At 29.9% G+C, this 12,697-nt stretch carries 12 protein-coding genes; 9 read left to right on the forward strand and 3 right to left on the reverse strand.

All coding sequences use genetic code 11. The features are described 5' to 3' along the window. Nucleotides 1-91: 91 nt before the first annotated feature. Nucleotides 92-1,651 carry an Rne/Rng family ribonuclease gene (locus ACN0WB_RS07245; RefSeq protein ID WP_417430318.1) on the reverse strand — a complete coding sequence of 520 codons (1,560 nt, stop codon included), beginning with the start codon at nt 1,649-1,651 and terminating at the stop codon, nt 92-94. A 247-nt stretch (nt 1,652-1,898) separates the two neighbouring features. Then, a complete protein-coding gene (locus tag ACN0WB_RS07250; RefSeq protein WP_103914101.1) occupies nt 1,899-2,189 on the reverse strand; it encodes an HU family DNA-binding protein in 291 nt (96 codons plus the stop codon). 46 nt (nt 2,190-2,235) lie between these two features. Here ACN0WB_RS07250 and mutY point away from each other — a divergent pair, with 46 nt between their 5' ends. From mutY to ACN0WB_RS07280, 6 genes are all read left to right on the forward strand, one after another. Next, a complete protein-coding gene (gene mutY, locus ACN0WB_RS07255; protein ID WP_417430321.1) occupies nt 2,236-3,297 on the forward strand; it encodes an A/G-specific adenine glycosylase in 1,062 nt (353 codons plus the stop codon). A gap of 46 nt (nt 3,298-3,343) precedes the next feature. After that, nucleotides 3,344-3,898 carry a gliding motility lipoprotein GldD gene (gldD, locus tag ACN0WB_RS07260; RefSeq protein WP_417430323.1) on the forward strand — a complete coding sequence of 185 codons (555 nt, stop codon included), beginning with the start codon at nt 3,344-3,346 and terminating at the stop codon, nt 3,896-3,898. A gap of 78 nt (nt 3,899-3,976) precedes the next feature. After that, on the forward strand, nt 3,977-4,897 hold the full coding sequence (locus ACN0WB_RS07265; protein WP_417430325.1) for a PfkB family carbohydrate kinase: 921 nt from the start codon (nt 3,977-3,979) through the stop codon (nt 4,895-4,897). Nucleotides 4,898-4,910: 13 nt separating this feature from the next. After that, complete coding sequence (locus tag ACN0WB_RS07270) at nt 4,911-6,740, forward strand: peptidylprolyl isomerase (RefSeq protein ID WP_417430326.1); 1,830 nt, start codon at nt 4,911-4,913, stop codon at nt 6,738-6,740. A gap of 66 nt (nt 6,741-6,806) precedes the next feature. Continuing rightward, complete coding sequence (locus ACN0WB_RS07275) at nt 6,807-8,162, forward strand: peptidylprolyl isomerase (protein ID WP_417430328.1); 1,356 nt, start codon at nt 6,807-6,809, stop codon at nt 8,160-8,162. A gap of 123 nt (nt 8,163-8,285) precedes the next feature. Continuing rightward, nucleotides 8,286-9,233 (forward strand): NAD(P)H-dependent flavin oxidoreductase, encoded by a 948-nt coding sequence (locus ACN0WB_RS07280; protein ID WP_417430330.1) that lies wholly within the window; start codon nt 8,286-8,288, stop codon nt 9,231-9,233. A 96-nt stretch (nt 9,234-9,329) separates the two neighbouring features. Here the strand turns inward: ACN0WB_RS07280 and ACN0WB_RS07285 are convergent, their stop codons facing one another. Further along, nucleotides 9,330-9,611, reverse strand: coding sequence for a rhodanese-like domain-containing protein (locus ACN0WB_RS07285; protein ID WP_417430332.1), 282 nt, complete (start codon nt 9,609-9,611; stop codon nt 9,330-9,332). Nucleotides 9,612-9,687: 76 nt separating this feature from the next. On the opposite strand from ACN0WB_RS07285, the gene queG reads away from it, so the two are divergent. The 3 genes from queG to ACN0WB_RS07300 all read left to right on the forward strand — a co-directional run bounded on the left by queG (nt 9,688) and on the right by ACN0WB_RS07300 (nt 12,654). Beyond that, a complete protein-coding gene (gene queG, locus ACN0WB_RS07290) occupies nt 9,688-10,620 on the forward strand; it encodes a tRNA epoxyqueuosine(34) reductase QueG (protein ID WP_417430334.1) in 933 nt (310 codons plus the stop codon). A gap of 149 nt (nt 10,621-10,769) precedes the next feature. Next, a complete protein-coding gene (locus ACN0WB_RS07295; RefSeq protein WP_417430427.1) occupies nt 10,770-11,447 on the forward strand; it encodes a TIGR02117 family protein in 678 nt (225 codons plus the stop codon). Nucleotides 11,448-11,547: 100 nt separating this feature from the next. Then, a complete protein-coding gene (locus ACN0WB_RS07300; protein WP_417430336.1) occupies nt 11,548-12,654 on the forward strand; it encodes a transporter substrate-binding domain-containing protein in 1,107 nt (368 codons plus the stop codon). Nucleotides 12,655-12,697 lie beyond the last annotated feature (43 nt).

Consider the following 12,697-nt stretch of genomic DNA (forward strand, 5'->3'; position numbering starts at 1 on the left):
CCTTTGTTAAAAAGGGTTTTAATAAAGTGAGCCTGTGACTGTCTGCTTAGAAGGCAAAATAAAAAAATTATAACTTTTTCAATTACAAGATTTAATTAGAATAACTGACTAATTCTTTTTTTTCGCTATTGAGAAGTTTATATTCCAAATATTTGAAAGAATCTCGGGGAATTACAGTCACCCATTTTTTATATTTTAAATACCATTTTGTCTGGATGCTCATAATTCCTTTGGTAAGATAAGCTTCTACAAAAGGATGCACATGCAGATAAAGTTTGCCTTTTTGGTTTTGCATTATATTACGAATAGTTTCTTCCATACGTTCTACAATCACAATTGGCGCAAGAATTTCACCATTTTCGTTCGGATTATCTTCCTTGGTTTTAATTACTTTTTCTGGACGTGTTCTTTGTCTCGTAATTTGGATTAAACCAAATTTGCTCGGCGGTAAAATTTTATGACGGGCTTTATCTCTTAACATTTCTTCCTTCAAATGATCAAATAGTTCTCTTCGGTGATTTGCGTCAATCATATCAATAAAATCTACCACAATTATTCCACCCATGTCACGAAGGCGCAATTGTCGCGCAATTTCTGTCGCTGCCATTTTATTTACGAAAAGAGCGTATTCTTTATTGCCAGATTTTCCAGAATTAATATTGTTTCCAGAATTTACGTCTATCACGTGAAGCGCTTCTGTATGTTCTATTACAAGATACGCACCTTTTGAACTTGGAATATTTACATGCTTTCCAAAACTTTGTTTCAATTGTTTTTCAACGTTGTAATATTCCATTAAAGGAATGTGAGAATCGTAAAATTGAACGATATTTTTGCGTTCTGGTGCAATGACTTCTAGATAATTTTTCATATCCGAAACCATTTGCTCATCGTCGCAAATAATACTTACAAAATCAGCATTAAAGTTATCCCGCAAAATAGAAGAAGCTTTGTCTTCTTCACTTAAAATTTTGGAGGGAACTTTTGCTTTTTGAATATTTTTGAAAGTTGTGTCCCATTTTTGAACCAATTGGTTCATGTCATTATGAAGTTCCGCCACTTTTTTTCCTTCTGCAACGGTTCTAATGATAACTCCAAAACCTTCAGGTTTTATGCTTTCAATTAAAGTTTTGAGACGTGTTTTCTCTTCAGAATTTTCTATTTTTTTGGAAATAGAAACTTTGGTATCGAAAGGAATTAAGACTAAAAACCTTCCTGTAAGTGAAATTTGTGTAGAAATTCTCGGACCTTTTGTAGAAATAGGTTCTTTTGTAATTTGCAATAAAACGGTGTCGTCCTTTGCTAAAACTTTATCTATAACACCAGTTTTTAAAATCTCTTTTTCCAGTGGGAAATTTTTTAAACTTGGGTTTTCCAGTTTTTTAGTAATTACGTTTTTTAAAAAACTAGAATAAGTAAGATATTCTGGTCCCAAATCTTGATAATGCAAAAATGCATCTTTATCATAGCCGATATTTACAAAAGCGGCATTAAGATTGGGCGCCAATTTTTTTACTTTACCTAAAAAAAGATCTCCTACCACAAAATCACTTTTCACTTCTTCTTCATGAAGTTCTAAAAGTCGACCATCCTCTAAAAGGGCAATTTTAGTATATTCTTCTTCATGTGATATGATCAGTTCTTTCTTCATCGATAAAAAATCAGATAATTTTTGAGAGTTTTTTGTTAAACAAAGTAGGTTTAAAACAAAAATATAGTTAAAGAAATTTTTAGCAAATTTACATTAACTATATTAATATATGGTTTAAGAAAAGCCTATTTTTTCTTGTGTCTATTAGCTCTTCTTCTTTTTTTTCTTTTGTGAGTCGCTACTTTATGTCTCTTTCTTTTTTTTCCGCTTGGCATAATTTTCTGTTATTTATAAGTTTAAATTTTATTTATTTTACTGGTACTTTTACTTTAATCTTCTCTACGAAAGTTTTGGAAGGTTTAAAAGCGGGTATGTTGTGAGCTGGGATTTCAATGGCAGTATTTTTAGAAATATTTCTACCCGTTTTTGCTGCTCTTGTTTTAATAATAAAAGAACCAAAACCTCTAAGATACACATTATCACCATTATACATAGATGTTCTAATTTCTTGCATGAAAGCTTCTATTACTTTCTGCGTGTCATTCTTCTCTACGCCTAATTTATTTGATATGGTGTTTACCAATTCTGCCTTTGTCATTTCCTTTTTTGTTTATATTTTTGGTGTGCAAATATAAAACTTATTTTTGAAAACTAAAAAACAAAAGCCTGATTTTCTACATCTTGGTATAAAATTATTAAATTGGTTTAAGTTAAATTCTCGAGATTTACCTTGGCGGAAAACAAAAGATCCCTATAAAATTTGGATTTGTGAAATACTTCTACAACAAACTCAAGTAAAACAAGGCTTAAATCACTATTTGAAGTTTGTAGAGAAATTCCCAAATGTTAAAAATCTTGCAGAAGCAAATGAAGATGAAGTTTTATTATATTGGAAAGGACTTGGATATTATTCCCGCGCTATTAATTTGCACAAAGCTGCTAAACAAATAATGCTTGATTTCAATGGAAAATTCCCCGAAAATTATACAGAAATTTTAAGTTTAAAAGGTGTTGGTAAATATACTGCAGCTGCAATTGCAAGTATCGCTTTTGAACAAAAGTTTCCTGCAGTTGATGGAAATTTTTATCGTGTTTTGTCTCGTCTTTTTGCAGACGATTTCGATGTTTCAAGAACAAATGCTTTTCAATACTTTTCAGAATTGGCGCTTCTGATGATGCCTGAATATCATATAGGTAATTTTAATGAAGCGATGATGGATTTGGGTTCAGAAATTTGCAAACCTAAAAATCCCTTTTGTGAAGCTTGTCCTTTTAATGAAGAATGTCTTGCTTTTAAGTCGGGAACAATTAATAATTACCCAGTAAAAACTAAAAAAACGAAAGTCACAGATTTAGAATTGAATTATTTTTTTATTAATTATAAAGGAGAGTTTTTAATTCAACAGAGGAAAGATGATTTTATTTGGAAGAAATTGTATGAGTTTCCTACAGAAATCTCAGAAAATATAAATAAATATATTAGACGATCAACTTTAATTTCACATAAATTGACGCATAAAAATTTAAAAATTACAATAAATGATGTTCAATGTCCGGATTTAAAAATATTTAAAAAATATGCGAAAGAAACTAATTTTGAAATTTCAGATTTTGAAGAATCCAAACAGAAATCTTTTCCAAAACCTTTGCAAAGTTATTTAGAAAAAATGGAGAAGAAAGAAGATTTCCAAGCGGAATTATTCTAAATGAAAATCAAAACTTTAGAATTAAAAAAATCACTATTTTTGCCGAATGTTTAAAAACATATATTTTGTTTGCTTCATCTTAATTCTCAGTTCTTGTGGGAAAGATCCATTGCCGAAACCAAGTGGAGAATTGCGTTTAGAATATCCTGCACATAAATATCAAAGTTTTAATTCAGATTGTGCTTATTCTTTTGATTATTCTACTTTTGCGGAGATGCAAAACGCAAAACAATCATGTTGGTTTTATATCAATTATCCCAAAATGAAAGCCAAGATATTTCTTACTTATTTTCCCATTCACAATGATTTTGCGTTGCATGTAAAAGAAGCAGAGAAATTAGTTTACGAACATACAATTAAAGCAAGTTCTATAGACACAAAATCTTTTAGTTATCCAGAAAAGAAAGTTTACGGCAATTTTTATGAATTACAAGGTCCAACTGCGTCGAATGTTCAGTTTTATGTGACAGATTCTACCAAACATTTTGTTACGGCAAATCTCTATTTTAATTCTCGCCCGAAACCTGATTCTCTTGCTCCTGCAGTGGAATATATTAAAAAAGATATGCTGCATTTGATTGATACTTTTAAATGGAAATAGAACACAACAAAAAAACAGAAATAAAATTTAACCCATATTTAAGGGGTGGAAAATAAATAAATTTAGATTAAATAGATTATGAAATTATTAGTAGTAGGAAGTGTCGCTTTCGACGCCATAGAAACTCCTTTCGGAAAAACAGATAAAATTTTAGGCGGTGCTGCAACCTACATTACTTTAGCTTCTTCCGTTTTGGGTGTAGAATCTGGAATTGTTTCTGTTGTTGGTGGAGATTTTCCGCAGGCGGATTTAGATATGCTTTCAAATAGAAAAATAAACATTGAAGGAATTGAAATCGTAAAAGAAGGAAAAACTTTTTTTTGGAGCGGTAAATATCACAATGATTTAAATTCTAGAGATACTTTGGTAACGGAAGTAAATGTTTTAGAACATTTTGATCCAAAGATCCCGGATTCTATGCAAGATGCAGAAGTTTTATTATTGGGAAATCTTCATCCAGGTGTTCAACTTTCTGTGTTGGAAAAAATGAAAAATAAACCAAAATTGGTTATTTTAGATACCATGAATTTTTGGATGGATTCAGCTTGGGGTATTTTAATGGAAATGATTGCAAAAACTGATGTAATTTCTATTAATGATGAAGAAGCGAGACAACTTTCTGGAGAATATTCTTTGGTAAAAGCAGCTCAGAAAATCCATACATTAGGACCGAAATATGTAATTATTAAAAAAGGAGAGCACGGCGCATTACTTTTCCATGAAGGTAAAATTTTCTCAATTCCAGCTTTACCTTTAGAAGTTGTATTTGATCCCACAGGAGCGGGAGATACTTTCGCGGGAGGTTTTGGAGCGCATCTTGCAAAAACTGGTGATTTTAGTTTTGAAAATATGAAAGCCGCAATAATTGTTGGTTCTGCAATGGCGTCATTTACAGTAGAAAAATTTGGAACAGAACGCTTAGAAACTGTTACAAATGAAGATTTAAAAAACAGAATTAACGATTTTAAGAATTTAACTTCTTTTGAAGTTGCTTTATAAAAATAAAACATTAATGAAAAAATTAAGCGCTTTTTTACTGTTGGTATTTGTAAATACTTTTTGCTTTGCTCAATTTATGATTATTGGGAAAGACAGTATTTCTTTAGCAGATTTTAAAAAAGATAATTTATATGGGCTTCAAAATTCTGGAGTTGAAAAAACCATTAAAACAACTCAAGATTTTTATCTTTTACAGCAATTTGCAAAAGAAAAAAAAGCAGATACTTTGTCTTCTTTTAAAAATTCTATGGCAGATAGAGAAAGAGAATTACGTGAAAAATTATTTTTGCCAACCGCAGTTACCGAACCTTTATTAAATGAATTTATTACAGATAATAAAACAGAAAAAAAAGTTTTGGTTTTTATTAAAGAATTGACGCCAGAAGATAAGACAGATTACAATACAATTTATAATGATGTAAAATCTGGCAAAATTACGATTGAAGAAGCCATCAAAGAATACATGAAAAAACCAGCAAAAGCATTTTATGTAAAACCTGGAACGATGGATAATGAAATGTATTCTGAAATTAAAAATTTACCCAAAAACGGTTTCACAAAATTATATCAAACTTCCAAAGTTGTTGCTTTTGCGGAACTTTTAGATAGTCGTCCGAGTTTAGGATATTTAATTTTTGGCACTATTTCTTTTCCAAATGATGCCAATGCAGAAAAAATGAAAGCCGATATTTTAACAGCTTTAAAAAGTGGTAAGAAATTTCCTGAAGTTGCAAAATTATACGGTTCATCTGATTCAGAGAAAAATAATGGTGGTTTAGTAATGGGTTCTCCAACTTTGCCAGATGAAGTTTATGCCGCACTTAAAGACAAAAAAGCGGGTGAATATTCTGATGCGGTTTTAGTTGCAGATAAATATTTTATTTTTAATATTTATTCTCTTACACCTTATATTTTGGATGCAAAAAATAAAGAATTCTTTAAGGCTGAAATGATGAAATCTTCTTATGCAGATTTAGTTCAGAAAAACTTAATAGAATATTTAAAAAAACAACCCACTTATAAGGAAAAAGCAGAGTACAAAAATGTGCAAAAATCCTACGCCAATTTAATGGCCGAAAAAAAACCAGCAACTATTTTATATTCTTATAATAATCACAATCTTAGTGTAGATGATCTAAAAAAATTATTGAATGAAAAAGTAAAAGATGCCGATAAATTAAAACCAGAAGAATGGAAAGATTTATTAAACATCATTAATTCACAGTTTATTTACAATTCTTATGCAAAAGATTTTAATAATAGAAAAGATGTAAAACCAGAATTAGAATCTGCAAAAAGAAATCTTTATTCAGAATTTATATTTTCTAATTGGTTGAAAAGTGAAATAAAATCCCATCCAGAATGGCTTACAGAATATTATAATAAAAATAAAAGCAAATATATTTGGGAAAGTAGAGCAGAAGGAAGAGTTGCAATTTTTAATGATGAAAATTTAGCAAAAACAATTTCAAAAGAAATAGCCGATGCTAAAAACTGGGATACTTTAAAGAAAAAATATGAAGGTAAAAAGAATGATAAAAACCAAGATTTAATTAATTTTGAAAATGGTGAAATGTCTAAAACTGCAGAAGTTTTCACAAAATATAAAGTGCCTTTTGAAAAAGGAGTTTTCACCACTAAAATGGGACCAAAAACTTTAGTAATTGCGATAGATGAAATTTTACCTCCTTCTCAAATGTCAGAAAAAGATGCTGAAGAATATTTGAAAGATAATGTTACAGAAGAACAATTAAATTCTATTATTGCAACGCAACGTGCTAAAACAAAAATTGTGGTACAACCAGAATTTTTAAAAGACTTAGAGAAAAACTTTAAGAAATAATTATAATAAAATATAAAGCTTAATTCAATTAGAATTATAAATTTGCAACTTATTTAATAAGAGATAATGACAAACGGTATAAAATATTTATTTTTCGTGTTTTTCCTTGGTTTAGGATCAGCGCAATTTTCGGCGCAACTAAAACCAGGTCAATTAGTTGACGGAATTTCTGCAGTTGTGGGAAATGAAATTGTTTTAGAATCAGATATTCAAGAACAATTAAATTACGCGAAACAACAAGGCGAAAACGTTTCTGATAAATGTACATTTTTAGAAAAAATGATTGGAAACAAACTTCTCATTTATCAAGCAAAAAAAGATACCTTAATTGAAGACCGTTCTTCTGTAATTAGAGAAAACGCGAATAGTAAATTTTCATCAATATTATCTCAATTTCCAGATGAAAAATCTATGCTTGCTGCTTATAAATTTAGAACAGCTTATGAAATGAAAAATGCCATTATAAAAATTGATACCGATCAATATTATGGTCAAGCAAAATATGGAAGAATTACGGAAAAAGCAGATGTGACACCAAATGAAGTTACAGATTTTTATAATCTTTACAAATCTCAATTACCAGAAGTAAAAGACGAAGTTACTTTGGCAGAAATAAGTTTATACCCGAAACTAACTGAAGCTCACAAACAAGAATTAATAAACAAATTAAAAAAAATAAAACAGGATATTCTTAATGGTGAAAGTTTTGAAAACGAAGCCAGAATTTATTCTGAAGATACTGGTTCTGCAAAAAATGGTGGACTTTATAAAAATATTTCCCGTGGTAAAATGGTAAAAGCTTTTGAAGCAACTGCACTAAATTTGCAAGAAGGTGAAATTTCTGATCCGGTAGAATCAGAATTTGGTTTTCATATTATTCAGTTAGTTAAAAAATCTGGGAAACAATACGATGCACGTCATATTTTATTAAAAGCAGTTCCGGATGCAGAAGAAATTGCAGTGGCAAAAAAGAAATTAGACAGTATTAAAACTTTAATTACTTCTGGCGAAATTACTTTTAAAAATGCAGCTTTCAGATTTTCGGATAATAAAAATACAAAATTTAGCGGTGGAATAATTTCCGGGCAAGACGGTGATAAAATAGAAAAAACATCTTTACCTGCAAATATTGCGTACCAAACTGCAGGAGTAAATAAAGGTGATTTAACGGATGTTTTTGAAGATGAATTAAATGATAGAAAAGTAGTTTCTCTTATAAAAGTAGAAGATGTAATTGGAGCTCATCGTTTAGATATTTCTACAGATTATGATCGTATAAAAGAATTGGCGCTGACTAAAAAGAAAAACGAAATGGTAGAAAAATGGATTAATGAAGAAATTCCAAAAACCTTCATTTCACTAAATAAACGCTATGACGATTGCGATTTTAAAACTAATTTCAAGAAAGAAGTAGCAAAATAAAAATATTTAATCTCTGGTTTTTTCAGAGATTTTTTTTGTTTAAAATTTCACAACTTCAACTTCACAACTTTTTCTTATTTTTACGCTATGAGTAGTTTTATAGATTTTGGTATAGCCAAAAAGATGAAAGAAAGTCAAGAAAATAAAATCACCAATTTATTTCAAATAAAATATCCTATAATTCAAGGTGGAATGATTTGGCATTCTGGTTGGAAGTTGGCTTCTGCCGTTTCTAATTGCGGCGGTTTAGGATTAATTGGCGCCGGAAGTATGTATCCAGATATTTTGCGTGAAAATATTCAGAAATGTAAATTGGCAACTTCAAAACCTTTCGGTGTAAATGTTCCCATGCTTTATCCAAATTTAGAAGAAATATTTAAAATAATTTTAGAAGAGAAAATTAAAATTGTTTTTACTTCAGCAGGAAATCCAAAAACTTACACAGAAATTTTACAAAAAGAAGGAATCAAAGTGGCGCACGTTGTTTCTTCTACTAAGTTTGCTATAAAATGTGAGGAAGCAAATGTAGATGCAGTTGTAGCAGAAGGTTTCGAAGCAGGAGGTCACAATGGAAGAGATGAAACCACTACATTTTGTTTAATTCCAAATGTGAGAAAAAATATTTCAAAACCGTTGATTGCAGCAGGTGGAATTGCACTTGGTTCTCAAATGAAAGCAGCGATGATTTTAGGCGCAGATGGAGTTCAAATAGGTTCTCGTTTTGCGGCAACAGAAGAAGCAAGTTCCCATGAAACTTGGAAAAATAAAATTACAGAATTAAACGAAGGTGACACACATTTAACTTTAAAAGAATTAGCGCCTGTAAGAATGGTAAAAAATAATTTTTATAATTCTTTGGAGAATCTTTATGAAAGTGGCAGAAATAAAGAAGCTTTAAAAGAAACTCTCGGAAGAGCTCGTGCAAAACGTGGTATGTTTGAAGGAGATTTAGAAGAAGGTGAATTAGAAATCGGGCAAGTTTCTGCTTTAATTTCAGAAATTTTACCCGTAGAAAAAGTCTTTGAAAATCTTTTAGAAGAATTTAATTCTTCGGATTTTTCTAAATTTTAAAAAATAATTTTCTCACAGATTTTGCAGAAAGTACGGTTTCAAAATACTTAGAATCTACGTCATCTGGAAAATCTGCGAGAGAAAATGAAAAAAATATTATGCAAGAGACGCTTTCAAGACTTCAAAACCTCCTCCATTATAAACATCAGTCAATCCTTCATTTTTAAAAAATTGTGTCGCTTTTTCGCTTCTATTTCCACTTCGGCAAAAGAAAACTTTTGGTCCATCTAAATTGATAATTTCCTCCTTTCTGTCTTCAATTTCTCCTAAAGGAATATTTTGTGCATTTTCTATTTCACCATCCATTTGTAGTTCCATTTCTTCGCGAACATCGATTAAATGGTAATTTCCACTTTCTAAAACTTCTGATAATGTCATTATATTTTTTTTAAATGTATTTTTGTATTGATACAAAACAAATTTACAAAAATTCCTTTATCTACAAAGAATTCAGATGCTGCAGAACAGACAAAAATATTCAGAATTAATAAAATTGAAAGCGGATAAATTTGGCTTTCAATCTTGTGGTATTTCAAAAGCTGAATTTTTAGAAGAGGATGCAAAAAACCTGGAAAAATGGTTGAAAAATAATTACCACGGAGAAATGCAATACATGGAAAATTATTTTGATAAAAGACTCAATCCAACTCTGCTTGTCGAAGGTTCTAAATCTGTAATTTCTTTGTCTTACAACTATTTTCCTGAAGAAAAAATTGAAACTTTAGATAATTTTAAAATTTCGAAATACGCTTATCGCGAAGATTACCATGAGATTATTAAAAGTATTTTAAAAGATTTAGTTAAAGAATTACAAGAGGAAATCGGAGATTTTGAATTTAGAATATTTGTAGATTCTGCACCAGTTTTAGAGCGAGCTTGGGCGAGAAAATCTGGAATTGGTTGGGTAGGGAAAAATGCCAATTTAATTACTAAACAAAATGGATCTTTCTATTTTTTAGCAGAAATTATTTGTGATTTAGATTTAATGGAAGATCACGAAACTACCGATCATTGCGGAACTTGCAAAAAATGTATAGACGCTTGTCCAACCGACGCCATCATTTCTGATAAAATTATTGATGGAAGCAAATGTATATCTTATGCCACAATCGAATTAAAAAATGAAATTCCCGCACATTTCAAAGATAAAATGGAAGATTGGATGTTTGGTTGCGATATTTGTCAAGATGTTTGTCCTTGGAATCGGTTTTCACTCCCAAATAAGCAGGAAAAATTTCAACCAAATTCTTATTTAAAAGATTTTAGGAAAAATGATTGGCAAGAAATTAATCAGGAATTATTTTCTGAAATATTTAGAAAATCGCCTGTAAAAAGAACCAAATTTGCAGGTCTGGAAAGAAATATTAAATTTTTAAGTGAAGATTAATAAAAATTAAAAAAATGTTACACTTATTAAATAATTTTTAAACAGTATTTTGTCATTCTGTAGAAATCTAAGAAGTTGAGATTCCTACAGAATGATAAATAAGAAAAAATACGGAAATATACCTATGTAAAATTAAAATTTAAAAAATGATAAAAAAAATACTAAAAAATTTACTCAAAGCAATCGGTGTAATTTTAGGGATAGTTCTGCTTTATGTGTTTTTAGCTTTAGCTTTACCTAACATAGAAGTTCCAAAAAAAACAACTACAGAAACTGCAAATATTCCAATTTACATATGTACAAATGGCGTTCATACAGATTTGGTTGTTCCGGTAAAAACGGCACAAATCGATTGGAGCCAGAAAATCCCTTTTCAAAACACAAAATCAGAAGCTGAAAATTTTAAATATTTAGGAATTGGATGGGGCGATAAAGGTTTTTATTTAGATACTCCAACTTGGTCGCAATTGAAATTTTCCACAGCATTTTATGCTGCTTTTTGGCTCGGAGAATCTGCAATGCATTGCACTTATTACAATGAAATGAAAGAAGGAAAAGATTGTAAAAGAATTTTATTAACTAAAAATCAATATTCAGATTTAATAAAATTTATCGATAAAAAATTTGATAAAAATCCTTTTAGAAATAATATTTTAATCCCAACAAATGCAGTTTATGGAGAAAATGATGCTTTCTATGAAGCAAAAGGAAGTTACAGCTTTCTCTACACTTGCAATACTTGGACGAACAATGGTTTAAAAGCTGCGGGGCAAAAAGCCGCACTTTGGACGGCGAGTGATTTTGGTATTTTTCAGCATTACAAATAGTAAACAAAGAAAATTATCATAATTTTAAATTTCTTTTTTCGGAATTAAATTTGATGTAATTCCGAAACATTTTTAAATTTAGTATTTCAGAACACATTTTATGATTCCAAAATTATTCAAAACAATCTTCACTTTAATTCTTTTTTATCTAAGTTTCACGAATTTTAATGCTCAATCTTTAAATTCAAATGTTTCTAAAGATACACTTCGAGTTGGCGTTGCGGGAACTGCACCCTTTTATTTTACTCAACAAAATAGTTCTGCTCCAGAAGGAATTTCTGTAGAAATTTGGGAAAAGATTGCAGCTGAACAAAATTGGAATTTTAAATATGAAAATTTCAAATCTGTCCCAGATGCTTTACAAAGTTTAAATGAAGGCAAATTAGATGTTTTAGTTGGTCCGATAACAATCACTTCTCAAAGAGTAGAAAATTTCCGTTTCTCACAACCTTTTTATCAGTCGAGTTTGGCAATCGTTTATCAAAAAGGAAATTTTAGTTTATGGAATTTGGTTAAACTGCTTTTCAGCTATAAATTAATTATTGCAATTGGAATTTTTCTAATTATTTTAACCATAGTTGGAACTTTATTTTGGCTCGCTGAAAGAAAAGCTTCACCCGAACAATTTCCCTCAAATCCAGCAAAAGGTATAGGAAACGGAATCTGGCTCGCAATTGTTACTATGAGTACAACTGGTTATGGAGATAGAGCACCCATAACTTTGACAGGTAGAATTATTGCCGGAACTTGGATGGTAGTTTCTATAATTTCTGCAACATCAATGATAGCAGGAATTGCAAGTGTTTTAACTTTTTCAAATTTGCAAGGTGTTTCTATTAACAACATTGAACAACTTAACGGAAAAAAAGTGGTCACTATTTCTGGATCACCGTCTATAGAATTTCTTCAAGAATACAACATAAAAGTTGTTACAGTATTAACTTTGAACGACGCGATTGAAAAATTAAAAAATAAAAAAGTAGATGCAATCGTTTATGATCGACCCCAATTAATGTATTATTTAAAAAATCATGAAGATGAAGATTTTGAAATGGCGAAAGCAGAATATTACAAACAAGGTTATGGTTTTGCTTTTCCAAAAAACAGTAAACTAACTCACAATGTGAATCGATCACTTCTCGAACTTTCTGAAAACCAAGAAACCAATAAAATTTTTGAAGATTTCTTGGGTAAAGAAGAAAATTAAGAAATTATTTAAAAAGAAAAAACCTCTATTAATCTATGATTAA

The organism is Halpernia sp., from assembly GCF_048269545.1.
Classification (GTDB): Bacteria; Bacteroidota; Bacteroidia; order Flavobacteriales; family Weeksellaceae; genus Halpernia.

Excerpts from the sequence above, each read along its gene's own strand:
- ACN0WB_RS07245 (WP_417430318.1), bottom strand. The coding sequence starts at position 1,651 with ATGAAGAAAGAACTGATCATATCACATGAAGAAGAATATACTAAAATT.
- ACN0WB_RS07250 (WP_103914101.1), bottom strand. The coding sequence starts at position 2,189 with ATGACAAAGGCAGAATTGGTAAACACCATATCAAATAAATTAGGCGTA.
- gldD (WP_417430323.1), top strand. The coding sequence starts at position 3,344 with ATGTTTAAAAACATATATTTTGTTTGCTTCATCTTAATTCTCAGTTCT.
- ACN0WB_RS07265 (WP_417430325.1), top strand. The coding sequence starts at position 3,977 with ATGAAATTATTAGTAGTAGGAAGTGTCGCTTTCGACGCCATAGAAACT.
- ACN0WB_RS07270 (WP_417430326.1), top strand. The coding sequence starts at position 4,911 with ATGAAAAAATTAAGCGCTTTTTTACTGTTGGTATTTGTAAATACTTTT.
- ACN0WB_RS07275 (WP_417430328.1), top strand. The coding sequence starts at position 6,807 with ATGACAAACGGTATAAAATATTTATTTTTCGTGTTTTTCCTTGGTTTA.
- ACN0WB_RS07280 (WP_417430330.1), top strand. The coding sequence starts at position 8,286 with ATGAAAGAAAGTCAAGAAAATAAAATCACCAATTTATTTCAAATAAAA.
- ACN0WB_RS07285 (WP_417430332.1), bottom strand. The coding sequence starts at position 9,611 with ATGACATTATCAGAAGTTTTAGAAAGTGGAAATTACCATTTAATCGAT.
- queG (WP_417430334.1), top strand. The coding sequence starts at position 9,688 with ATGCTGCAGAACAGACAAAAATATTCAGAATTAATAAAATTGAAAGCG.
- ACN0WB_RS07300 (WP_417430336.1), top strand. The coding sequence starts at position 11,548 with ATGATTCCAAAATTATTCAAAACAATCTTCACTTTAATTCTTTTTTAT.